22 protein-coding genes and 2 pseudogenes are annotated in these 23,792 nt (G+C 69.7%); 13 read left to right on the forward strand and 11 right to left on the reverse strand.

From position 1 onward, the window contains the following. Positions 1–1,203: 1,203 nt before the first annotated feature. Together FB157_RS25045 and FB157_RS25050 are read left to right on the forward strand one after the other, a co-directional pair. The gene (locus FB157_RS25045; protein WP_145882890.1) at positions 1,204–1,842 is read left to right on the forward strand and encodes an ATP-dependent Clp protease proteolytic subunit; all 639 of its coding nucleotides are present in this window, start codon (positions 1,204–1,206) and stop codon (positions 1,840–1,842) included. Positions 1,843–1,928: 86 nt separating this feature from the next. Continuing rightward, a complete protein-coding gene (locus FB157_RS25050) occupies positions 1,929–2,540 on the forward strand; it encodes an ATP-dependent Clp protease proteolytic subunit (protein ID WP_145882891.1) in 612 nt (203 codons plus the stop codon). A 39-nt stretch (positions 2,541–2,579) separates the two neighbouring features. On the opposite strand, the gene FB157_RS25055 is transcribed toward FB157_RS25050, so the two are convergent. Further along, entirely contained in the window at positions 2,580–3,305 is a 726-nt protein-coding gene (locus FB157_RS25055) for a dienelactone hydrolase family protein (RefSeq protein WP_145882892.1), read from the reverse strand. 177 nt (positions 3,306–3,482) lie between these two features. Then, positions 3,483–3,719 (reverse strand): hypothetical protein, encoded by a 237-nt coding sequence (locus FB157_RS25060; RefSeq protein ID WP_145882893.1) that lies wholly within the window; start codon positions 3,717–3,719, stop codon positions 3,483–3,485. Between the two features lie 122 nt (positions 3,720–3,841). Between FB157_RS25060 and FB157_RS47435 the strand changes: the two genes are divergently transcribed. From FB157_RS47435 to FB157_RS25095, 8 genes and pseudogenes are all read left to right on the forward strand, one after another. After that, positions 3,842–4,288 (forward strand): transposase, encoded by a 447-nt coding sequence (locus FB157_RS47435; RefSeq protein WP_186581671.1) that lies wholly within the window; start codon positions 3,842–3,844, stop codon positions 4,286–4,288. Between the two features lie 554 nt (positions 4,289–4,842). Then, entirely contained in the window at positions 4,843–5,559 is a 717-nt protein-coding gene (locus FB157_RS25070; RefSeq protein WP_145882895.1) for a hypothetical protein, read from the forward strand. A gap of 7 nt (positions 5,560–5,566) precedes the next feature. Then, complete coding sequence (locus tag FB157_RS25075; protein ID WP_145882896.1) at positions 5,567–7,876, forward strand: Rv1355c family protein; 2,310 nt, start codon at positions 5,567–5,569, stop codon at positions 7,874–7,876. A gap of 186 nt (positions 7,877–8,062) precedes the next feature. Continuing rightward, positions 8,063–8,346: pseudogene (locus FB157_RS25080) on the forward strand (transposase); the annotation flags it as partial. A gap of 199 nt (positions 8,347–8,545) precedes the next feature. Then, complete coding sequence (locus tag FB157_RS25085; RefSeq protein WP_145883025.1) at positions 8,546–9,739, forward strand: cytochrome P450; 1,194 nt, start codon at positions 8,546–8,548, stop codon at positions 9,737–9,739. A gap of 148 nt (positions 9,740–9,887) precedes the next feature. Further along, positions 9,888–10,298, forward strand: a pseudogene (locus FB157_RS49695) (exo-alpha-sialidase); the annotation flags it as partial. Between the two features lie 46 nt (positions 10,299–10,344). Continuing rightward, a complete protein-coding gene (locus FB157_RS25090; RefSeq protein ID WP_398947253.1) occupies positions 10,345–10,623 on the forward strand; it encodes a hypothetical protein in 279 nt (92 codons plus the stop codon). Beyond that, complete coding sequence (locus tag FB157_RS25095; protein ID WP_145882898.1) at positions 10,610–11,353, forward strand: dienelactone hydrolase family protein; 744 nt, start codon at positions 10,610–10,612, stop codon at positions 11,351–11,353. Before FB157_RS25090 ends, FB157_RS25095 begins: the two co-directional genes overlap by 14 nt. 168 nt (positions 11,354–11,521) lie before the next feature. On the opposite strand, the gene FB157_RS25100 is transcribed toward FB157_RS25095, so the two are convergent. Beyond that, complete coding sequence (locus FB157_RS25100) at positions 11,522–12,850, reverse strand: class I SAM-dependent RNA methyltransferase (protein WP_145882899.1); 1,329 nt, start codon at positions 12,848–12,850, stop codon at positions 11,522–11,524. A gap of 163 nt (positions 12,851–13,013) precedes the next feature. Next, entirely contained in the window at positions 13,014–15,062 is a 2,049-nt protein-coding gene (locus FB157_RS25105; RefSeq protein ID WP_145882900.1) for an APC family permease, read from the reverse strand. A gap of 161 nt (positions 15,063–15,223) precedes the next feature. On the opposite strand from FB157_RS25105, the gene FB157_RS47440 reads away from it, so the two are divergent. The 3 genes from FB157_RS47440 (at position 15,224) to FB157_RS25115 (ending at position 16,828) form a co-directional block, all read left to right on the forward strand. Further along, positions 15,224–15,361 (forward strand): hypothetical protein, encoded by a 138-nt coding sequence (locus FB157_RS47440; protein ID WP_186581672.1) that lies wholly within the window; start codon positions 15,224–15,226, stop codon positions 15,359–15,361. A 127-nt stretch (positions 15,362–15,488) separates the two neighbouring features. Further along, positions 15,489–16,160, forward strand: coding sequence for a TrkA family potassium uptake protein (locus tag FB157_RS25110; protein ID WP_145882901.1), 672 nt, complete (start codon positions 15,489–15,491; stop codon positions 16,158–16,160). Next, complete coding sequence (locus FB157_RS25115) at positions 16,160–16,828, forward strand: TrkA family potassium uptake protein (RefSeq protein WP_145882902.1); 669 nt, start codon at positions 16,160–16,162, stop codon at positions 16,826–16,828. Before FB157_RS25110 ends, FB157_RS25115 begins: the two co-directional genes overlap by 1 nt. Before the next feature lie 70 nt (positions 16,829–16,898). Here the strand turns inward: FB157_RS25115 and FB157_RS25120 are convergent, their stop codons facing one another. From FB157_RS25120 to dut, 7 genes are all read right to left on the reverse strand, one after another. Next, positions 16,899–17,666 (reverse strand): DUF3159 domain-containing protein, encoded by a 768-nt coding sequence (locus FB157_RS25120; protein WP_145882903.1) that lies wholly within the window; start codon positions 17,664–17,666, stop codon positions 16,899–16,901. A 3-nt stretch (positions 17,667–17,669) separates the two neighbouring features. Beyond that, a complete protein-coding gene (locus FB157_RS25125; RefSeq protein ID WP_145882904.1) occupies positions 17,670–18,068 on the reverse strand; it encodes an OB-fold nucleic acid binding domain-containing protein in 399 nt (132 codons plus the stop codon). 71 nt (positions 18,069–18,139) lie between these two features. After that, complete coding sequence (locus FB157_RS25130; protein WP_145882905.1) at positions 18,140–18,859, reverse strand: response regulator; 720 nt, start codon at positions 18,857–18,859, stop codon at positions 18,140–18,142. Beyond that, positions 18,853–21,411, reverse strand: a complete 2,559-nt coding sequence (locus tag FB157_RS25135; RefSeq protein ID WP_145882906.1) for an ATP-binding protein — start codon at positions 21,409–21,411, stop codon at positions 18,853–18,855. Before FB157_RS25135 ends, FB157_RS25130 begins: the two co-directional genes overlap by 7 nt. Before the next feature lie 126 nt (positions 21,412–21,537). Continuing rightward, positions 21,538–22,230 (reverse strand): ABC transporter ATP-binding protein, encoded by a 693-nt coding sequence (locus tag FB157_RS25140; RefSeq protein WP_145882907.1) that lies wholly within the window; start codon positions 22,228–22,230, stop codon positions 21,538–21,540. A 244-nt stretch (positions 22,231–22,474) separates the two neighbouring features. Beyond that, positions 22,475–23,236, reverse strand: coding sequence for a DUF3710 domain-containing protein (locus FB157_RS25145; RefSeq protein WP_145882908.1), 762 nt, complete (start codon positions 23,234–23,236; stop codon positions 22,475–22,477). A gap of 1 nt (position 23,237) precedes the next feature. Next, positions 23,238–23,789: a dUTP diphosphatase gene (gene dut / locus FB157_RS25150; RefSeq protein ID WP_145883026.1), complete on the reverse strand. Its 552-nt coding sequence runs from the start codon at positions 23,787–23,789 to the stop codon at positions 23,238–23,240. Positions 23,790–23,792 lie beyond the last annotated feature (3 nt).

Raw genomic sequence — 23,792 nt, forward strand, 5'->3', positions numbered from 1 at the left:
ACACGCAGGGGCAGCGGATCACCGCCCGCAGTCGGGTCTCGCCTTGCTCCGCCTCGGACGTGAACTACGTCCGTGTGCAGCGGTCGGCGGGCGGAGATCGTCCTCGCGGGCACGCGGGGCAGCGGCGACCTCGTCGAGTGCGGCGAGGCGTGGGCCGGCTCCGCTGCGTCCTGGCAACGGCCATGGCCCGACGACGCTGGCATCGGGTGAGCGGCGTCGCCTCTCCGCCCTCTCCTGCATCGTCAGCACCTCCCTTTGCAACAGGCAACATCACACTCGGGGGGTTACACAAGACCTTTTGAGTCGCCACCACTTCCTCGATGGCGTGAATCGTGCGGCGTTCTCCGCCGTATCCCTTCACTCCTGGCCTCTGATGCGTTCGACAACAAGGCCAAAAATTGTCCGTTGAAGGAAGCGGTGGATAGCCGGACCGTGTTCCCGGCTCGGGCAGAAGGCCGGAACAATCATCAACCGGTCGGCGCACGCGCTTGTGGCGGGCTTCGGCGGCTGGTCGCGGCGCCATCGGCCGGCTCGGCGTCCGTGTCCGCCCGCCCCCGGAGCCCCGGTGCGCGCATCGGTCTGGCGCAGGAGGTCTCCCGCGCGGCCGCGACCGATTCTTCCAGCCGTCCCGGTGCGGGTCTCGGTGCGGCCTGGGTCCGGGCGTCCAGCGCAACAACTGACCTGGTTGCCAAGAGAGTTCAACGAGCGGCGTGCGCGCCGGCCGGGGAGCCGGGACCGCATCTCGACCGGCCTCGCGGGGCGTCCGAGGGGGTGATCCGGCGGCGGTACCTCGTCATGGGCGCCCCCGGCTGCGAGTGATCCCGCACGAAGTCCCGGGACCGCACCCGGGCCTCCCGCCCTCCTCCGACCCACGAGAACAAGAAGAGCAGGCCGATTTCGGCGGCGCCTTTTCCCGGCAGGCCCAAGGCCAAGCAATGCACTGTGGGATCTGACTGAAATCCATCGCTGTACGTCCGAGATTGAACCCTGTGAGTCTGCAGTTCGGACGTCGCCCCAACTGGGCCTGCGGACATGGGTGTTCAGGCGTTCGTCTGCTCTGAGCAGAAAACAGACGGAGCCGCGATCCGTGCCGTGTGAACGTGTTAACTTCGAATGAGTCCGGGGAAGGCGAGTTCAACCCCTCGCGCACCCGACGCAGTTTCCCCCGGGACGCCTGGGGCTCGGTCAAGGACAGGGGTATTCATGAGTGACGCAAAGTTCCACAACCCGGCACCGTCTGCCTACAGCCCCAACGGCGGTGCCGCGTTCGGTGACCAGATCTACAATCGCCTGCTCAGCGACCGCATCATTTTCCTGGGCAAGGAAGTCGACGACGAAATCGCGAACCAGATCACGGCTCAGATGCTCACCTTGGCCGCTGACACGGACCAGGACATCTACCTGTACATCAACTCCCCCGGCGGCTCGGTGATGGCCGGCCTCGCGATCTACGACACGATGCAGTACATCCACAACGACGTCGTCACCGTCGCCATGGGGTTCTGCGCGTCCATGGGCCAGTTCCTGCTCACGGCCGGCACGCCGGGGAAGCGGTTCTCCCTGCCGCACACCAGGATCCTCATGCACCAGCCGTCAGCCGGGCTCTCGGGTTCCGTGACGGACATCAAGATCCACGCCAAGCAGATGCTGGAAACGAAGCGGGAGATGGCCGAGCTGATCGCCCATCACTCAGGCCAGACCTTCGAGCAGATCACCAAGGACTCGGACAGGGACCACTGGTTCACGCCCGCCCAGGCCAAGGAGTACGGCCTCATCGACGACATCATGACCCACGCCTCCGGGGCGCCTGGCAAGGCCTTCCAGCACGCGTCCGCTCGTTGACCGCCCGGTGGAACACCCCCCTGCGCACGGAGGTACCGCGCTCAGTGAAGCCCTTTGAACACACGTCCCAGCACCGGGGCGTGCCCATGACCGGTCGTTACGTCGTTCCGCACTTCGTGGAACGCACCTCGCAGGGAACCAGGGAACTGGATCCTTACGGCAAACTCTTCAGTGAACGGGTGGTCTTCCTCGGGCACCAGGTCGACGACACGTCGGCCAACGACGTCATGGCACAGCTGCTCTGCCTGGAGGCCATGGACCCGGATCGGGACATCTCCCTCTACATCAATTCACCCGGGGGCTCCTTCACGGCGTTCACCGCCATCTACGACACCATGCAGTTCGTCAAGCCGGACATCCAGACCGTCTGCCTGGGTCAGGCGACCTCCGCCGCCGCGGTGATCCTCGCCGCGGGCACAGCGGGGAAGCGGATGGCGCTGCCGAACGCCCGGATCCTCATTCAGCAGCCCGCCCACGAGGGAAGTCAGGGGCAGATATCCGACCTCGAGATCCAGGCCACGGAGGTCGAACGGCTGCGTCTGCTCATGGAGCGGGTCCTGGCGGAACACACCGGGCAATCGCTGGAGCGGATCTCCAACGACATCGAGAGGGACAGGTTCTTCACGTCGCCGGAGGCGAAGGCGTACGGGCTGATCGACCAAGTGGTGTCGCCGCGGTCGGTCGTCGGCGTGTCCTGATGCCCCTGCGGTCCGGTACCTGTGCGACCGCCGGCCGGATCACTCCGTCACGGGCAGGCACTCGGCGAGCAGGCCGACGACGTCGCGCCACGCTCGCTGCGCATGCAGCGGGTGGTAGCCGACGCCGGGGCGCACGGCGTGCTCGACCGGGGGATGGTGGAAGGCGTGCAAGGCGCCGCCGTACACCACGAGCCGCCAGTCGACGCCCGCGGCCTGCATCTCCGCGGTGAACGCATCCCGTTGCGCGGGCGGCATGATCGGGTCCTGCGACCCGACGCCGGCCCACACCGGGCACCGGATGCGCGCCGCCTCGCCCGGCTGCCCCGTGAGCAGTGCGTTGACCGTCCCGATCGCGCGCAGGTCGACGCCGTCACGTCCCAGTTCCAGCGCGATCGCTCCCCCGGTGCCGTAGCCCACGGCAGCGATCCGGTCGGGATCGGTCCGCGGTTCGGCGCGCAGCACCTTGAGCGCCGCGTGGCCGATGTCCCTTATCCGGTCGGGGTCGGCGAGCAGCGGCATCACGTGCGCCAGCATCTCCTCCGGGTCGGTGAACCAGCGCCCGCCGTTGATGTCGAAGGCCAGCGCCACGTATCCGAGCTCGGCCAGGGCGTCGGCCCGGCGACGCTGGAAGTCGTTCAGCCCGGTCCCCTCGGGCCCGACGAGCACCGCGGGCCGGCGGTCGGCACCGGCGGGGAGCGCAAGGTGCCCGATCATCGTCAGGCCGTCGGCCGGATACTCGACCGTGCGCGTGGTAACCGTCGTCATGAGACGGGACTTTAGTGATCCAGGTCACCTCAACGGTGCTGCCGCGCCGACCGCACTCCGCGTCCATCCGCAGCGTCCTCGCGATGCCCTCGTCCGGGTCGGCTCGTGTCGTACGCGGCGCGGCGGTCGCGGCAGGCGACCCGGCCGGGCAAGGGGTGTTCCGGGCAGTGGCCGCGCCTACCGCGTCACCCGCACCGGGGCCGACAACACCGTGACCTGGTCCAGTTCGGACACCCGGATCGTCGCCCTCACCGTCCAGGTTCCGGGGTGGGAGAGGGCGAAGGAGTCGGCGGACCGGTAGCCGCCACGGTCGGTGACGTGGGTGTCGAGGGGGCCCACGTGCCGGCCGGTGAGGGTCAGGGTGAGGCGCGGTTCGGGGACGGTGGACAGACCCCCGTCGGGCCCGTAGACCACCGCCTGCCACCGAGGTGCGGCCGACGCGGCCGGGGTCCGGCGTGATCCGGACCTTGCCCCGGCCGCCGGTGGTGCCGACGTCGAACGGGATGGTGGTGACCGCGGCCGTCAGGAGACCTGCCGTGGAGAGGCCGGACGACGGTGTCCCGTTCCCGCCCGCCCCGGTGGCGGCGCGGCCGGGAACGGTACTGCTGAGCCCGGGAACGGTACTGGTGAGCAGGGTCGCGCAGACCCTCTCCCTGGTCGACGGCATCCCGCCCGTGGCCGGTAAGCCCGGCCGCCCGCGTCGTCGGCCGGACGCCGTGCTCGGCGACAAGGGCTACGACCGCAACCCCGACCGCCATGAACTGCGCAGGCGCCGGATCCTGCCGGTGATCTCCCGCAAGGGCGCCCCCGACATCCAGGGCCTGGGAAAGCTCCGCCATGTCGTCGAGCGGACCTTCTCGCTCCTGCACCACTTCAAGCGCCTGGCCGTCCGCTGGGAACGACGCCTCGACCTGCACGACGCCTTCGTCTCCCCGGCCTGCGGCCTCATCTGCTGGAGACGCCTCAAGAAAGCCCGACCATGATCGTGTTACGAGGTCATAGGGGCATCAACCTCAACACTCATCTCGCCGCCGGATGCGCCGCTGCATCGCCGACCGACCGCGACTGGCTCACCGTCTACCGGCTACCCGTTGACGCGTTCTGTCCGAATGACGAATCCGTTTAGGTCGCGATGCACCACGAGACAACACCAACCCCGAGAACCGCGCAAGACCATTCACGCCCCAACCCCCTCATTGATGGCGTGAATCGATCGCTTCCACCTCTGCACGCCTATATTTTTTGACCGAAGGAGCCCCGATCCTGGCCCCAGACTGAGCATCAAGGGGCTGAAAATTACCCATTGGATAGAGCGTCAGATAGCTGGATCATCTTTCCAAAATGGACAGGTCGCCGGATTGAGGCGTCCCATTCGTCGACTACAGTCGAGGATCCGCTCCGGAACATGTCTGCGAGACGCGCAAGCGCCGAAGAAGACCAAAAAGTATTCGGCCGACCATGGGGCGTCCTGTATTTTTTGATGCCGTCCGCAGCCACATCCATGATCCGGAGCCGACCCAACCCACAAGGAGCCTTGGTGTACCTCCGGTTGCTCGACGCAAAGTTCAATGATCCCGCCTACGACGCCTATCTCGAAGCCCAGCAGCGCGCTTATTCCGCGACCGGCTACGAGACGGTGACGAAGTACGGAAGCACGGACCCGCGCACTACTCGCGACCCGGTGAGTTACCTTGCTGTTTTCGACGAGACGGCAGGCGACGAGGGCGGGCGGCTCGTCGGCGGTATCCGCATCCACCGGAAAATAGCGGGCCAGCTGCCGTCCGAGATCCACCTCGCGAGCCAGGATTTCAACGATGCCTTGGCGGACGAAGTCGCCGCCGGCGAGTCGGTGGCAGAGATCTGCGGCACCTGGGCGGAAAACGACTGGAGGGGCCGCAACCTCTCGTCCCTGCTGTGCTTCGCCTCCGTCGTGGCGGCTCAGCGACTGGGGGCAACCGTGATCTGTGGCAGCGGCCCCACTAAACGAATCAAGGGGTACGAACGGGGCGGTCTCCGTTTCCGGCATGACCGCCCCCTGCACGACCGCCCCTTTCCGGGCATCACGGCGTACTACTTCATCAACCGGGCCGCGGCCATCCGCCATCGCGAGGAGCGATTGACCAATGCGGCGGTGCTGCTGGACCGCGCCCTGGACGAAGCGCCCCTTATCCCCACCGACGTGGCCCGCGCCGTCGCCGAGAAACTCGGCCTCGGGCACTCCACCTCCCCGGCATCCGTAGGCAACGCACGTTAGGAGATCAATGGACCTGGAAGCGCATCTCGGCACCCTCACCCAGACCACCGGCAACATTGCTCCATGGCGACCGAGGCTGTACGCACCGGTCGAGCCCGAGCAACGTTCTGCCTTGACAGAGCTCCTCGAAAGCGGTGTCGTCGACTCCGTCCACGACACGTGCGCCGACCAGCTGGCAGAGCTCCTCTCCGCTCGGTGCCCCGACTGGCGTCCGGACGCCGACGAGTTGGCCTTTGCGGTCACTGACCACCTCGGCAGTAGGCCCCCGGCGGAGTACGGCACATGGGCGTGGTACGCCTGGTCTCGACAGCTCGTCCACGTCCTACCGCCGGCCGAGCACCGCGAGCTCCGTCAGTCCCGCAACCGCTACAAGATCACCGCGGAGGAGCAGAACCTCCTGTCACGGAAGACCGTGGCCGTGGTCGGCCTCTCCGTGGGCGCCGCAAGTGCGGTCACCCTCGCTCAGGAGGGCGTGGGCCACCGTTTCCGGCTCGCCGACTTCGACCACCTCTCCCTCTCCAACCTCAACCGACTCCGCGCCTCGGTCGCCGATGTCGGCCTGCCCAAAGTCGTCATAGCCGCACGGCAGATGTACGAGATCGACCCCTACCTCGACATCACTGTCTGGCCGGAGGGACTGACCGAGGAGAACACCGACGCCTTCCTCGCGGGCGGTGGCCGCACCGACCTCCTCGTCGAGGAGTGCGACGACATGTTCCTCAAGGTCCACGTCCGTGAACGCGCCCGCGCGCTCGGCATCCCCGTCCTGATGGAGACCAACGAGCGCGGCATGCTGGATGTGGAGCGGTTCGACCTCGAACCTGGGCGTCCCCTTCTGCACGGCCTTCTGCAGGGAGTGGGGGCCTCCAAAGTCAAGGCGATGTCGACCCGCGAAAAGCTCCCGCACCTCCTCCGCATCCTCGGTCAGGACGAGCCCTCCGAGCGTCTGGTCTCCTCCCTCGTCGAGACAGGCAAGACCATCTCCTCATGGCCACAGCTGGCCTCGGGAGTCAGCCTGGGCGCCGCGCTGGTGACAGATACCGCTCGCCGCCTCCTCCTCGGTCAATTCACGGCCTCGGGGAGGTACTTCGTCGACCCCGGCACGCTGATCCGCGAGGGCGCGGAGACCTCCTTGACACCAGCGGAGCCTACGTCCGAGGCCACTGCGGAGGTGGCCTCCCCTCCCCTCCTCCTGCCGCCGCCGCCCAGCAACGCCGGCGCCACCCTGGGTGAAGAAGGCATTCGCCGCCTGGTCGCCCACGGCATCCAGGCGCCGTCCGGCGGCAACAGCCAGCCCTGGCAGTTCATTGCCCATGACGAGGCGTTGGACTGCCGCATCGACGCCGCGCAGCCGCAGACCTTGCTCGACTTCGAAGGCTGCGCCACCCATCTGGCCATCGGCGCGGCGGTGGAGAACATTCACCTCGCGGCCCAAGCCTCGGGCTGGGCCTGCCATGTGCAGTACTTCCCCACTCCGGCCGACTCCGGACTGGTTTGCCGACTCACCTTCTCCAGCGCGGCTGACGTCCCGCGCCCCGCACTGTTCGACTGGATCGAGCACCGCACCACCAACCGCAGCCCTGGCCCCGTTCGCCCGCTCGTCGAGTCGCACGCCGCAGCGCTGACGGCTTGCGCCACCGAGAGCGGCGCCCGACTCCACCTCGTCACCGACCGCGATCAGTTGGACGAGATGGGCCGGATCCTGGGGGCGGGTGACCGGCTGCGGATACTTTCCCCGCAACTGCATCGGGACATGATGAACGAGTTGCGCTGGGACCCCGAGGAGACGCGGCGCACGCGGGACGGCATAGACGTCGCCACTCTGGGGCTCGACGACGTCGACCTCGCGGGCCTCCGTCTGGCCCGACAATGGCCCGGTCTAGCCTTCGTTCGCCGGATCGGCGGCGGCAAAGCCTTCGAGGAGAGTGCCGGAAAGGCCCTTGCCGCCTCGTCGGCCGTCGGCTGCCTCACCATCCCGGGCAAGGGCCCTCACGCCTTCGTCAACGGCGGCCGCGCCCTGCAACGGCTCTGGCTCACCGCCACTTCCCTCGGCTTGGGATTCCAGCCCCACACCTCCCTGCTCTACCTGTTCGCCCGCGTGGAAGGTGGCAGCGAGACCGGACTCGACGCCGCCGAGACCGGCGTTCTGCGCACTCTGCGCACCAGGTTCACCGCCATCATCCCCGGCAAGCCGGACGAGGCCGAACTCATGCTCTTTCGGCTCTCCTACGCGTCGCCGCCAACGACCCGCTCGCTGCGCCGCACCGTCGACTCGGTGCTTCAATTCGGAGGGCCGCCTTCGCGGAGCAGGGCGTGACGTGTCTCCGGCACGGCCGCGGAACGCTGTTGGTGATCTCCAGGCGGCCATGTTCGACAGCGCATGATGCCGAGAGCGAGCGTCCGCAACAACGGATGCGTCAAGCGGAGGTTCGCCCTTGTTGACCCGGCCGCGGGACAAGGCGCCTGCTGGTTCGCAGCCCTCAACCGGCATTTCTGGAAGCATCACTCCGTTACGGGCATGCGCCGCTACATCCCCGACCACGACTGGCTCACCGTCTACCAGCTGCCGCCCTACGCACCCGACCTCAACCCGGTCGAAGGCATCTGGTCCGTCCTGCGCCGCACCACCACCGCCAACCGGGCCTTCAAGACCCCAGCCGACCTGATCACCGCGATCCGGCACGGCCTCCGCCGACTCCATACCGACACGACGTCCTCGACGGCTGTCTCACCGGCACCAGACTACTCGATTCACCCGTGACGACATCACGCATTCAAGGTCAGTAGCAAGGGGATCGGACAGTTGTGCGGGTGTGAAAGCGGGATTAGAGTGAACGGCCGTGCTCGGAGTGGTCGGCGGGGGCCGGTTAACCCGGGCCTGAGGGAAAGGAATTCCGTCTTGACCGAGACCGAGACCAAGACCGAGAACGCCGTCGCCGATCCCGCGATACCCGACATAACAGAACGGCCCGAAAGCCCCGGCGGGATCGAGTTACTCGCCTCGCTCAGCCCCGACTTCGACGCCGACCCGTACACCGCCTACGCGCGGCTGCGCGAGCGCGGTCCGGTGCACCAGGTGGTGACGCCCGACAGGGGCGTGGTGTGGCTCGTGGTCGGGTACGAGGCCGCGCGCGAGGCCTTCACCGCCCCGCAGCTCAGCCGGGACTGGCATCGCGAGTGGCGGCAGACCGGCTGGAGCCCGCCGTACGCCCTGAACATGCTCGGCAACTCCAACATGCTGATGAGCGACCCGCCCCACCACACCCGGCTGCGGAAGCTGGTGGCGGGGGAGTTCACGGCCCGGCGGGTCGAGGGGATGCGGGGGCGCATCCAGGAGATCACGGACGAGCTGCTGGACCGCATGACGGCGGACGGAGCGCGCCGCGCCGACCTCATCGAGGCGTTCGCCTCCCCGCTCCCCATGATCGTCATCTCCGAACTGCTCGGCGTCCCCGGCCTGGACCGCGCCTCCTTCCACGCCTGGTCCAACGAGACCCTCGCGCCCACCAGCCCCGAGGCGGAGAAGGAGGCGTACGAGCAGATCATGCCGTATCTCACAGGGCTCATCGCCGCCAAGCGCGAGAGCCCCGGGGAGGACCTGCTCAGCGCCCTCGTCCACACGGTCGACGAGGGCGGCGACCGGCTCACCGAGGACGAGCTGGTCTCGTTGGCCTTCCTGCTGCTCGTCGCCGGGCACGAGACGACGGTCAACACGATCGGCAACGCGGTGCGCGCGCTCCTCGCGCACCCCGAGCAGCTGGCGGCCGTACGGGCCGATCCGGCGGGGCTGGCGGCGGGGCTGGTGGAGGAGACGCTGCGCTACGACGGGCCGGTGGCGACCACCACGCCGCGCATCGCCCTGGAGGACACCGAGGTCGGCGGCGTACCGGTGCCGCGCGGTGCCATCGTGCTGATCGCCATGGCCGGCGCGGACCACGACCCGGCGCGCTTCCCCGATCCGGAACGCTTCGACGTACGGCGCCGCGAGGCCCGGGGCCATCTCTCCTTCGGACACGGGATCCACTTCTGCCTGGGCGCCCCCCTCGCCCGCCTCGAGGGCGAGGTGGCACTGCGCACGCTGCTGGAGCGCTGCCCGGATCTGGCGGCGGACGGGGAGCCGGGAGAGTGGCTCCCGGGGATGCTGATCCGGGGGAGGCGGAGCCTGCCGGTGCGGTGGTGATACGCCCGCCGCGGGCGGGCTGACGGGCGGGTGAGCGGTCGCGGCACGCCGTTCGCGCAGGTCAGCGGGGACTGTCAGTGGCGGGTCCACACTGTCCGCGGTGCTGCGACAGAGGCGTCACACACCGGACAGGACAGAGGCGATCGTCATGACCGCGCCCCTGCTGCTGGCGAGCACCAGGAAGGAGCTCTTCCTCGCCCACCGGCGCGACGGGGCAGGGGAGTTCGAGGAGCCGCACTTCCCCGGCCAGGCCGTGTACGCCGAGGCCATCCACGCGTGGCACTCGGGCGGGCCCCGGCTGCTCGCCTCCGGGGACAGTGCGCACTGGGGCCCGGCGTCTTCCACTCCGACGGCCTCGGCGCCAGCCGGCAGGAGCCCGAACGGCCCGCCGTGCGCTTCCCGGAGGGGACCGGGGTCTCGCTCGAGCGGGTGTGACAGCTGATCCCGGCGCCCGCCGAGGGGCCCGAGGTGGTGTATGCGGGGGCGGACCCGCCGCGTTGTCCCGTTCCGCCGACGGGGCGAGACCTTCGAGCTCGTACGCGGCCTGCGGGACCACCCGCTGCCACGACGCGGCCGCCTTCATCGGCGGGGTCGGCTACAGCGAGCTGGCGGCCCATCCCGAGGCCCTCGACCAACTGAGGCAGGACCTGCGCATCGACGGCCGGCACGACGCCGCCCAACTCGAGCAGTGCCTCACCCACCTTGGCGAAGGTGCCACCGCGATGCTGTTCCGCTGCACCGTCTGCGACACCTGCCTCACCTACGCCGACGCCTCATTACGGCCACTGAGCTCGGCAGGTCGCGAGATCGAACTGATCATCCCTTCAGAAGAAACCGCACCCAACGCACTCAGCCTCCGGGAGAAGCTCCGTGTCTGCTGTTGAAGCCATTGACCTGAGCAGCCTGAGTGGCCCGGCCGGGGGCTCGCAGAGGCTGAAGGGGCACCTCACCCGACCGGATGGCCCAGGACCCTGGCCGGGCGTGGTCATTGCACACGAGGTACTCGGCGTTGACGACGTCATGCTCCGCCAGGCCGAGCGTCTGGCCGGCGCCGGGTACCTCACGCTGATGCCCGACCTGTTCACCGAGGGCGGCGCACGGCGCTGCCTGATCCCTACGATCCGCGCGGCCATGTCCGGGACCGGGCGTGCTTACCAGGACCTGGAGGCTGCCCGCTCCTATCTGCTGGCCCAAAGTGACTGCACCGGCGCGGTCGGCATCATCGGCTTCTGTATGGGAGGGGCGTTCGCTTTGATGACGGCTGGACGCAGTGCCTACGACGCGGCGTCCGCCAACTACGGACTGCTTCCCAAGGACCTGGACGTCCTCTCCGACGCCTGCCCCGTCGTCGCCAGCTTCGGCGGGAAGGACCGCACCCTGAAGGGGGCGGCCGACCGGCTGAGCGCGGCCCTCGAACACCATGGAGTCGTGCATGACGTCAAGGAGTACCCGCAAGCAGGCCACGCCTTTCTCAACGACGCCGAGGCCGGCCCCAGGCCACTGCGCCCCCTGTTCCGCGTCATGAACATCGGCCCGGATCCGGACGCTTCGGCGGACGCCTGGCAGCGCATCGAGACCTTCTTTGCCACCCACCTTCACGCTCCCCGCACCTGAGTAAGCCGAGTCATGAGCATTCTTGGCTTTAAGGTTTGAGTTGGGGTCCGGCACAAATCAAAAAACAAGCTGACGGATCATCAAGTCCAATCGAAACCGCAGGTTCAGCACTTCGGGAAACAGGTCGAGCGTATCCGGCCACGCCTGAGAAACCCGAGAAACTGCAGTTCAGACCCGCTTTGCAGCGGGTTCCAGAATCGCCACGCACTCCACGTGATGCGTCATCGGAAACAGGTCGAACGCGCGCAGCGTCCGCACCCGGTATCCGCCGTCCCGGAAGTACGCCAGATCGCGAGCCAGCGCAGCGGGATCGCAGGCGACGTAGGCGATACGGCGGGCGCCGAGGGAGGAGAGGTGTTCGACCGTCTTGCGGCCGGCGCCGGCGCGCGGCGGGTCGAGGACGACGAGATCGACCTCGGTGATGCCGGTGCGCGGGAGGACCGACTCGACCTTGCCCTGTTCGATGCGGACGCGGGGGAAGTCGGCGAGGTTGTGGCGGGCGTCCTCGACGGCGCGCTTGCCGGACTCGATGCCGAGGACCGCGCCCTTCTCGCCGAGACGGTCGGCGAGGGCACCGGCGAAGAGGCCGACGCCGCAGTACAGGTCGAGGGCCATCTCGCCCTTGCGCGGCAGCAGGCCCTGCATGACGGCCTTCACCAGGGTGTCGGCGGCCTTCGGGTGGACCTGCCAGAAACCGCCGCTGCCGACGCGGTAGGTGCGGTCGTCGGCGCGCTCACGCACGAACGCGCGGCCGTGGACCCGGTGGATGCCGCCGTCCTTCTCGTCGACGCGCATGACGGAGACGGGCCGGTCGAGCTCGACGAGCGGCAGCCGGGCGCCGGGGCGGGGCTCCAGGATCACCATGCGGTCCTGGGAACCCGTCGCGGCGATCGCGTCGACGGACGCCATGCCGGCCCAGTCCCGGTCCTCGATGCCGAGTTCGGTGACACCGGGCGCGGCGATCATGCAGTGATCGATCGGTTCGACCTCGTGCGAGCGGTGGCGGCGCAGTCCGGCGTTGCCGTCGGCGTCGACCGCGTACTGCACGCGCGTCCGCCACTGCGGGACCTGACCCGCCGGGAGCTTGTCGCCCTCGGCCGGCATCACGGTGCCGTCCCAGCCCGCTTCCTCGGGCGTGAGGCCCGCGAGCCGCTGGAGCTGCTCGGCGATCACCTCGCCCTTCAGTCGGCGCTGGGCGCCCGGCTTGGCGTGCTGCCAGTCGCAGCCGCCGCAGCGGCCGGGGCCGGCGAAGGGGCAGGGAGCCTCGACACGGTCCTTGGAGGCCTCCAGGATCTCGACGGCGTCGGCCCGCAGGAAGCGTGCACCCTCCTCGCCCTCGGTCACCCGGGCCACCACGCGCTCGCCGGGCAGCGCGTGCCGGACGAACAGCACCTGGCCCTCGGCGGTACGGGCGATGCAGTGGCCGCCGTGGGCGACGGGGCCGATCTCGACCTCGTACTCCTCGCCCACCAGAGACTTGGTCGGTTCTGCCTGCATGGTGGGGTGACTCCAGATCGGGAGGGAAACCGGGAAGGGACGTCGGGAACGGCGCTTCGGGAAGGAAACGGAAGCGGCCGCAGCCGGTGGGCCTGGACAACAGCCCACCAGTCTACGGCCTTCCCCGCACGCCTCGGACCTGGACGCCCGAGACCTGGATGCCTCAGTCCTTGGCCGCGGACTCCTTCGGCCGCTCCGCCGCCGGACCACGCCGCACGGCACCCGGCGCGTTCCACTCCTGCCGCTTGCGGGCACGGAGCTTGGCCGCCTCGGAGGAGGCCAGCTGGTAGGGGACGGAGGTCACCATCACGCCGGGCGTGAACAGCAGGCGGCCCTTCAGGCGCAGGGCGCTCTGGTTGTGCAGCAGGTGCTCGTACCAGTGACCGACCACGTACTCCGGGATGATCACGGAGACCGCATCGCGCGGGGACTCCTTGCGCAGGCCCTTGACGTACTCGATGATCGGCCGCGTGATCTCGCGGTACGGCGAGTCGAGGACCTTCAGCGGTACGTCGATGCCCCGCCGCTCCCACTCCTCCTGCAGCGCCTTGGTCTCCGCCGGGTCGACGTTGACGGTGAGCGCCTCCAGGGTGTCCGAGCGCATCAGCTTGGCATAGGCCATGGCGCGCAGGGTGGGGCGGTGGATCTTGGAGATGAGGACGACCGAGTGGACGCGGGAGGGGCGGACACTGTCGTCGCTGGGGCCCTCGGGGGCCGCGATCTCGTCGGCGACGCGGTCGTAGTGCTTCCGGATCGCGGTCATCGTCGCGTAGAAGATGCACATGCCGAGCAGGGCCACCCAGGCGCCGTGCGTGAACTTCGTGACCAGGACGACGACCAGCACCAGGCCGGTGAAGAAGGCGCCGAACGTGTTGATCGCGCGGGAGCGGACCATGTGGCGGCGCTTGGCCTGGTCGCGCTCCGTCGCCAGGTGGCGGTTCCAGTGCTTGACCATGCCGGTCTGGCTGAGCGTGAAGGACACGAACACACCGACGATGTACAGCTGGATCAGGCGTGTGGAGTCGGCGCCGTAGATGACGGTGAGCAGGGCCGCCGCACCGGCGAGCAGCACGATGCCGTTGGAGAAGGCGAGGCGGTCGCCGCGGGTGTGCAGCTGGCGCGGCAGGTAGCGGTCCTGGGCGAGGATCGAGCCGAGCAGCGGGAAGCCGTTGTACGCCGTGTTGGCCGCCAGGAACAGGACCAGGGCGGTGGCCGCCGCGAGCACGATGAACAGGAAGCTGCCCTTGCCGAACACCGCCTCGGCGACCTGGGAGATCACCGGGTTCTGGACGTAGTGCGAGCCGAGCGCGACGCCGTTGTGGATCAGGTCGGTGGCCGGGTTCTCGGCCATGCGGACCTTGGTCACCATGGCGAGGGCGATGATGCCGCAGAACATGGTCACGGCCAGCAGACCCATCATCGCCAGCGTGGTCGCCGCGTTCTTCGACTTGGGCTTGCGGAAGGCCGGGACGCCGTTGGAGATGGCCTCCACGCCGGTGAGCGCGGCACAGCCGGAGGAGAAGGCGCGCAGCAGCAGGAAGACGAGGGCGAAGCCCGCAAGGCCCTGGTGTTCGGCCTTGATGTGGTAGTCGGCGGTGGGCGCCCGCATGGTGTCGCCGAGGACCAGGCCCCGGAACGCGCCCCACGCGATCATGATGAAGACACCGCCGACGAAGACGTACGTCGGGATCGCGAAGAGCTTGCCCGACTCCTTCACGCCGCGCAGGTTCATCAGCGTCAGCAGGACGATCACGGCGACGGCGCAGAGCACCTTGTGCTGCACCACGAAGGGGACCGCCGAGCCGAGGTTCTCGATGCCGGAGGCGATCGAGACGGCGACGGTCAGGACGTAGTCGACGAGGAGCGCGCTCGCGACGGTGAGGCCTGCCCTGGGGCCCAGGTTGGTGGTGGCGACCTCGTAGTCACCACCGCCGCTCGGGTAGGCATGGACGTTCTGCCGGTACGAGGCGACGACCGTGAACATCAGCACGACGACCGCGACCGCGATCCAGGGGCTGAAGTGGTAGGCCGACACGCCCGCGATGGACAGGACCAGCAGGACCTCCCCCGGCGCGTAGGCGACGGAGGACAGCGGGTCGGAGGCGAAGACGGGGAGTGCGATGCGCTTCGGCAGGAGCGTTTCGCCCAGCCGGTCACTGCGCAGTGCGCGCCCGATCAGGATCCGTTTGGGCACGTCGGTCAGTTTGGACACGACAGAGGATGGTAGGCCTTCGAACAGGCAGCCGCCCACCCGGCATCCCGGTTCTGCCTCATGAGTGAAATCACGGGCGCACGGAACTGCGGATTCCGCGGTTCGCACACCCTCCGTGTCTAGATGGCAGACCCCGCCTGTCATCGCACTTCGGAGGTCCCATGCCCGCGACCGCAGAGCTGATCGGGGCCACGGTCGCGCTGGCCGGCCTCGGAATCCTGACCCTGTTCAGCGTGCGCAGCATCACTCGTCGCCGGCCACCCGCAGGTGAGCGGCGTGCGAGGGACGTCATCGGGTGATCACGGAAGGTGATCGCGAGAAACCCCGGCACAGGGGTGCCCGGCCCGAACCACTCGTGTGTAGCTTTGGGCGTCGGTCTGAGACCCTGATGCTGAGCAGTAACTTTTGGACACCGGAAGGACGGTCGTGCACATCGTCATCATGGGCTGCGGAAGAGTGGGATCCGCTCTTGCCCAGACCCTGGAGCAACAGGGACACACGGTCGCCGTGATCGACCAGGACCCCACCGCCTTCCGCCGGCTGGGCCCCGGGTTCGGTGGCCGCCGGGTCACCGGGGTCGGGTTCGACCAGGACACCCTGCGCGAGGCGGGCATCGAGGAGGCCGGCGCCTTCGCCGCCGTCTCCAGCGGCGACAACTCCAACATCATCTCCGCGCGCGTGGCCCGCGAGATGTTCGGTGTGGAGAACGTGGCCGCCCGTATCTACGACCCGCGCCGTGCCGAGGTCTACCAGCGCCTGGGCATCCCCACCGTGGCCACGGTCCGCTGGACGGCCGACCAGATGCTGCGCCGCCTGCTGCCCTCGGGTGCCGAGCCGCTGTGGCGCGACCCCACCGGCGGCGTCCAGCTCGCCGAGGTGCACGCCTCCCCGAAGTGGGTGGGCCACAAGATCAGCAAGCTGCAGGAGGAGACGGGCGTCCGCGTGGCGTTCCTGACCCGCCTGGGCGAGGCCATCCTGCCCACCTCGCAGACGGTGCTGCAGGAGGGCGACCTCGTCCACGTGATGATGCGGGCGGACGACGTCGACAAGGTCGAAGCGGCATTCGCCGCGGGCCCGGAAGAGGAGGGCGGTCACTGATGAGGGTCGCCATTGCCGGAGCCGGCGCCGTCGGCCGCTCGATCGCGGGCGAGCTGCTGGAGAACGGCCACGAGATCCTGCTCATCGACAAGGCACCGACCGCCATCTCGGTGGAGCGGGTGCCGCAGGCGGAGTGGCTGCTGGCCGACGCCTGTGAGATCACGTCGCTGGACGAGGCGGCGCTGCAGCGCTGCAACGTCGTGATCGCCGCGACCGGCGACGACAAGGTCAACCTGGTCGTCTCGCTGCTCGCGAAGACGGAGTACGGCGTTCCGCGCGTCGTCGCCCGGGTGAACAACCCCAAGAACGAGTGGCTGTTCAACGAGGCCTGGGGCGTCGACGTGGCCGTGTCCACGCCGCGCCTGATGTCCGCCCTGGTCGAGGAGGCGGTGAGCGTCGGCGACCTGGTCCGCCTGCTCCGCTTCAGCCACGGCGACGCCAACCTCGTCGAGCTGACCCTGCCGGAGGAGTCGGCCCTGGCCGGCACCCAGGTCGGCGACGTGGAGTGGCCGCAGGACACCTCCCTGGTCACGATCATCCGCGGCAACCGCGTTCTGACCCCGTCCAAGGAGGACTCCCTGGAGCCGGGCGACGAACTCCTCTTCGTGGCCGCGCAGGCCCGGGAGGAGCAGCTGGAGGAGCTGCTGTCGGTGCGGCGCGAGAGCTGAACCCACGAGAGAGGGCGCCCTGGGTCTCCAGGGCGCCCTCTCTCGTCGTACGAAGGCCGGTCGGCCGCGGCTACGCGTCCCGGCGGTGCCGTCCGCCGGTGGGCTCGCCGCCCTCGGCGGCGAGCGCGGCCTTGCGCTCCTCCTCGGCCTTCTCCTCCGCCTCCATCTCCGCGAACACGTCGATCGGCGCGGGCGCCTTCGCGAGGAAGACCCAGGTGAGCCAGACCGCCAGCAGGAACGGCGGGATCTTCAGGGCGACCAGCACCCAGCCGAGCTGGGCGGTGTTGGCCCACCAGTACAGCGGGAAGAGGATCGCGCACTTGGCGAGCAGGATCAGACCCCAGGCCCAACTGGCCTTCGCATAGGCCTTCTTGCGGCCGGGGTTGCGGGTGCGCCAGGAGAGGTTCTCCTTGAAGACCGGGCCGAGGATGAGACCGATCAGGGGGACACCGGCCAGGGTCGTGATGATGTAGGCCAGCGCCAGGCCCAGCGTGTAGAGCATGCCGGGGAGGTAGAAGTCCTTGGCGTTGCCCGTGAACATCGCGAACAGCACGCCGAAGGCCACGCCGAAGACACCGCTGAAGGCGTGCTTGACGGTGTCCTTGCGCACCAGCCGGACCACGACCAGCACCAGGGACACGGCCAGCGCGGCGATCGCCGCGCTGTGCAGGTCCTTGTTGACCGTGAAGATCGCGACGAAGAGGAGACCGGGCACGACCGTCTCGACCATGCCTCGGACACCGCCGAACGCCTCGAACAGCGCGGCCTCGGTGACCGCGCGGGCATCGTCCGACCGAGTCTGTTCGGTGTCTTCGGTCGGCTTGTCGAGGGACGTCACCGGCTACTCCCGTCCGAGGGGTCGCAGTTCGTATTTGGGGTTGAACAGCACCCGGCGGCCCCGGCTCATGGAGATCCGGCCCGATGCGATCAGCTTGCGCCCCGGTTCTATGCCGACGATGGAGCGCCTGCCGAGCCACACCACGTCCAGCGCGGCCGAGCCGTCGAACAGCTCGGCCTCCAGGGCGGGGACCCCGGCGCGCGGCCGGAGGGTGACCGTGCGCAAGGTACCAGTTACGGTGACGATCTGGCGGTCCAGGCAGTCACCGATCCGGGTGCATCCCGCGGTCTCGGCGTCTTCCCGCAGCTCCTCGGACTCCAGGTCCTCCTGGGAGGTGGAGAGCCGGTCGAGCATCCGCCGGAACCGGCCGGCCGGCTTCTGGGAACGGGGAACAGCAGTCATATCTGAAGCGTACCGGGGCCCACCTACACCGCCGTAGCGCAGCTCACTTCTCGAACCGGGCGCCCTGCACCTCACTTCTCGAACCGGTACCCCATCCCCGGCTCCGTGATGAAGTGCTTCGGGTGCGACGGGTCCGTCTCCAGCTTCCTGCGCAGCTGGGCCATGTAGACGCGCAGGTAGTTGGTCTCCGTCCCGTACGACGGACCCCACACCTCCTGCAGCAGCTGTTTCTGGCTGACCAGGCGGCCGCTGTTGCGGACCAGTACCTCCAGCAGATGCCACTCGGTCGGGGTGAGCCGGACGTCCTTGCCCGCGCGGTTGACCTTCTTCGCGGCCAGGTCGACGGTGAAGCCCTCGGTCTCCACGGTCGTCAGGTCGTCCTCGCCCGGCCCGACCGGCTCGGCCCGGCGTACGGCGGCCCGCAGCCGGGCCAGCAGCTCGTCCATGCCGAAGGGCTTGGTGACGTAGTCGTCGGCGCCCGCGTCCAGCGCCTCGACCTTCTCGTCCGAGGAGTGACGGGCGGACAGGACCAGGATCGGGACACGGGTCCAGCCGCGCAGCCCCTTGATCACCTCGACGCCGTCCATGTCCGGCAGGCCCAGGTCGAGAACGACCACGTCGGGGTGGCGGGACGCGGCGAGTTCGAGGGCGGTCCTGCCGTCGGGAGCCGCGTCGACCTCGTACTTGCGCGCCTTGAGGTTGATCACGAGCGCACGCACGATCTGCGGCTCGTCGTCGACCACGAGCACCCTCGTGGGGGTCTGGGGGGTCCCCCCAGTGGGGCTCAGCATTGGGTCTGCCTCTCTGGTTCTGTGCTGGACTCCCCGACGGGGAGGGGCTCGGGACGCGATCCTGCCGCACGGAGGCAGAGCACCATCGTGAGCCCGCCGCCCGGCGTGTCCTCGGCGTTCAGGGTGCCGCCCATGGCCTCGGCGAAGCCGCGCGCGACCGCGAGGCCGAGGCCGACCCCGGCGCCGCGCGGGGCGTCGCCGTAGCGCTGGAAGGGCTCGAAGATACGGTCCTTCGCCTCGTCCGGGACCCCGGGCCCGCGGTCCACGACACGCACCTCGACACGGTCGACTATGGCGCTGGCGGACACCAGGACGCGCTGTCCCGGCGGGCTGTACTTGACGGCGTTCTCCACCAGGTTGGCCACGGACCGCTCCAGCAGGCCGGGGTCGACGGCGACCATGGGCAGCGTCTCGGGGATGTCCAGCTCGACGCTGTCCTCGGGTACGCCGCCCAGCGCCATCGGGACCACCTCGTCCACGTCGATCTCGCGGATGAGCGGGGTGACGGTGCCGGTCTGCAGCCGCGACATGTCGAGCAGGTTGCCCACGAGGTGGTCGAGCCGGTCGGCGCCCTCCTCGATGCCTTCCAGCAGCTCCGCCCGGTCCTCCTCGGACCAGGCCACGTCGTCGGAGCGCAGCGAGGAGACGGCGGCCTTGATCGCGGCGAGCGGGGTGCGCAGGTCGTGGCTGACGGCGGCCAGCAGGGCGGTGCGGATGCGGTTGCCCTCGGCGAGCGCCCTGGCCTGGTCGGCCTCCTCCTGGAGGCGCCGGCGGTCCAGCACCACGACGGCCTGCGCGGCGAACGCGGCGAGCACCCGGCGGTCCTCGGCGGGCAGCACCCGGCCGGTCAGGGCGAGCGCCATGTGGTCGCCGATCGGCATGTCGACGTCGGCGTCCTCGGGCCGTTCCAGGGCGGGCCCGAATCCGGCGCTGCCCGCGCAGCTCCACGGCTCGACGTCGCTCTCGCGTTCCAGCAGGGCGGCCGACTCCATGCCGAAGGTCTCGCGGACCCGCTCCAGCAGCTCCTCCAGGCCCGTCTCGCCGCGCAGCACGTTGCCGGCGAGGAAGGAGAGGATCTCGGACTCCGCCCGCAGCCGGGCGGCCTGGTGGGTGCGCCGGGCGGCGAGGTCCACCACCGAGGCGACCGACACGGCGACCCCGAAGAAGATCGCGATGGCGACGATGTTCTTGGGGTCGGCGATGGTCAGCCGGTGCAGGGGCGGGGTGTAGAAGTAGTTCAGGAGCAGCGAACCGAAGGCCGCCGAGGCCAGGGCGGGCAGCAGGCCGCCGAGCAGGGCCGCGGCGACGGTCAGGGCCAGGAACAGCAGCATGTCGTTGGCGAGGCCGAGGTCGACGGTGTTCAGCAGCACGGCCATGATCGCCGGGCCCGCCAGGCCCACCACCCAGCCCGAGATGATCCTGGCCCGGCCCAGCCGCGCACCCCGGGCGACGGGCAGTCCGCGGCCCTTGGCGACCTCCTCGTGGGTGACGATGTGGACGTCGAGATCGGGGCCGGACTCCCGGGCGACCGTGGCGCCGACGCCGGGCCCGAAGACGTACTGCCAGGCCTTGCGGCGCGAGGAGCCGAGCACGATCTGGGTGGCGTTGACACCGCGCGCGAAGTCCAGCAGCGCGGCCGGTATGTCGTCGCCCACCACGTGGTGGAAGGTGCCGCCCAGATCCTCCACCAGGGTGCGCTGGACGGCCAGCTCCTTCGGGGAGGCCGAGGTCAGGCCGTCGCTGCGGGCTATGTAGACGGCCATCACCTCGCCGCCTGCGCCCTTCTCCGCCAGCCTGGCCGCGCGCCGGATCAGGGTGCGCCCCTCGGGGCCGCCGGTGAGGCCGACCACGATCCGCTCGCGCGAACCCCAGATGGCCGAGACCCGGTGCTCGGTGCGGTACTCGGTCAGGTACTCGTCGACCCGGTCGGCGACCCACAGCAGCGCCAGCTCACGCAGGGCGGTGAGATTGCCGGGCCGGAAGTAGTTCGACAGGGCCGCGTCGACCTTGTCCGGCTTGTAGATGTTCCCGTGCGCCATACGGCGGCGCAGCGCCTCCGGCGACATGTCGACCAGCTCGATCTGGCCGGCCCGCCGTACGACCTCGTCGGGCACCGTCTCCCGCTGCCGCACCCCCGTGATCGACTCCACCACGTCGCCGAGCGACTCCAGGTGCTGGATGTTCACGGTCGAGACCACGTCGATCCCCGCCGCGAGCAGCTCCTCGACGTCCTGCCAGCGCTTGGCGTTGCGGGAGCCGGGAACGTTGGTGTGGGCGAGTTCGTCCACGAGGGCGACGGCGGGGGCGCGGCGCAGCACCGCGTCGACGTCCATCTCACCGAAGGTGGCGCCCCGGTACTCCAGCTCCTTGCGCGGTATCTGCTCCAGGCCGTGCAGCATCACCTCGGTGCGCGGCCGGCCGTAGTGCTCGACGAACGCGACCACACAGTCGGTGCCCCGCTCCACCCGGCGGTGCGCCTCGGACAGCATGGCGTAGGTCTTGCCCACGCCCGGTGCCGCCCCGAGGTAGATCCGAAGCTTGCCGCGTGCCATGGCCCCATTGTCTTCCGGTATCTGCTGCGTACGCAGCGTCGACCTTACGGCCAACGATGCGGACAAACGGGACGATGGCCCGGTCAACAGGGGTCTTTGACGCAACTCTGATGGCGGCCGAGGCCGTCAGTGCTCGACGATCTCGCCGTCCCGCAGCTCCAGCACCCGGTCGGCCAGGTCGAGCAGGGTCGTGTCGTGCGTGGCGACCAGCGCGGTGGCCCCCTCGCTGCGGACGACGGCCCGCAGCAGCTCCATGACGGCGTGGCCGGTCTCTGCGTCCAGCTGGCCGGTGGGCTCGTCGGCGACGATCAGGGCGGGGCGGTTCGCGAGGGCGCGGGCGATGGCGACGCGCTGCTGCTGGCCGCCGGACAGTTCGCCCGGCCGCTGGGCCGCGTGGTCGGCGAGTCCGACGAGGGAGAGCAGCAGGTCGACGCGCTCCTCGCGCTCGCGCGGGTCGGCCCGGCGCAGCCGCAGGGGTACGCCGACGTTCTCGGCGGCGGTGAGGATCGGGATGAGCCCGAAGGACTGGAAGACGAACCCGATCCGGTCCCGGCGCAGCTCCAGCAGCCCGCTCTCGCCGAGCCCGGCCAGATCCTGCCCGTCTACCTCGGCCCGCCCGCGGTCGGGGGTGTCGAGTCCGCCGACGATGTTGAGCAGGGTGGTCTTGCCGGAGCCGGAACGCCCCTTGAGGGCGACGAGTTCGCCGCGCGGAACCTCGAAGGAGACCCCGCGCAGGGCGTGGACGGCGGCGGCGCCGCGCCCGAACGACTTGTGGACGTCCTCGACGCGCACCATGGTCTCGGTGAGCACCTGACTCATTCCGCCTCCCCCGTGTCCCCCGTGTCCCGCGGGCCGGGCGCCAGTATCGCCGCGGAGGGCCCGGCCGTTCAACGGTTCGGTTCGGGTTGTCGCCGTGGGTGAGGGTCTCCCGGGCGACGAAGGGGTTGTTGCTGCCGGCCGGGTCCGAGACGGTGGGCACGGACCATCCGCCGTCAAGGGGTCCGGCGCGCACGCATGCGAAAGGGCCGTACCCCATGAGGTACGGCCCTTCGTCGTCGCGTTGTCAGCGGACCTCGGTGATCTCCGGTCCGCGCTGCAGCTGGCCCATGCCGCCGGAGAAGCGGGAGCCCTCCTCCTGCTGGACACCCTCGGGAACCATCTGAGCGTCGTTCGGCAGCTTGAGGACGATCGGGTCGCGGGGCGCCATCGGGCCCTCGCCGCGGACCACGACGGTGTCCCGGAAGATCTGCTCCAGCAGGCCGGCGACCTGCGGCTGCACGGCGGCCTGACCCGAGATCACACCGCGCAGGAACCAGCGCGGGCCGTCCACACCGACGAACCGCACGACCTGGAAGCCGCCCGTGCCGTCCGGCAGCTGCACCGGCACCTGGGCACGCAGCTCCCAGCCCAGCGGCCCCTCGACCTCGTCGACGATGCCGCCCTGCTGGGTGATGCCGCCCGCGATCTCCTCGCGGACCTCGCCCCAGATGCCCTCGCGCTTGGGCGCGGCGAAGGCCTGGAGCTGGATGGCGCTGTCGCGCAGCACGACGGTCGCCGCGACGATCGCGTCACCGGCGACCTCGACCCGCAGCTCCATGCCGTCGACGCCCGGCACGAAAACGCCGCCGAGGTCCACCCGGCCCTCGCCCGGGTCGCTCACCTCGGTGCTGTCCCACGGCCCGTCGGGCCGGGGCTCGGGCTCCAGCCGGACACGCTCGCGCTCGGCCTCTTCCTCGTCCGCCTCGGTGTCGACGCTGTCGACGACCTGCTCGGCCTCGCCGGCCGCGTCCTCGGCGGCACCCTTCTTCTTGCGACGTCCGAACACGTCACTGTCCTTCCCGGTCGGATACGACCGAAGCGTATCGATTCCCACCCGTCCCGCCGCCCATGGCGGCCGGACCGCTTGTGCCGCTTTCGTCGCCCACCGAGGCATGGCCACCGGTGGACCCGAAGCCCCCTTCGGCCCGCGCCGAGCCGGGAAGTTCCGCCACCTCCTGGAAGCGGACCCTCTCGACCTGCTGGACGACCAGTTGGGCAATCCGGTCGAAGCGCTCGAACCGCACTGCCTCGCGCGGGTCGAGATTCACCACGATCACCTTGATCTCCCCACGGTACCCGGCATCAACCGTCCCCGGGGCATTCACGAGGGCGACACCGCAGCGGGCGGCGAGCCCGGAACGTGGGTGCACGAAGGCCGCGTACCCCTCCGGGAGGGCGATCGACACTCCCGTGGGCAGCACGGCACGCTCACCGGGCCCGAGTTCACAGGCCTCGGTGGTCCGCAGATCGGCTCCGGCGTCCCCGGGGTGTTCGTACGCGGGAAGCGGTACGTCCGGGTCGACGCGGCGGATCTGCACGTTCAGGGGCTCGCGGCGCAGCGG

This window comes from Streptomyces sp. BK340 (assembly GCF_007827595.1).
In the GTDB taxonomy this organism is placed as follows: Bacteria; Actinomycetota; Actinomycetes; order Streptomycetales; family Streptomycetaceae; genus Streptomyces.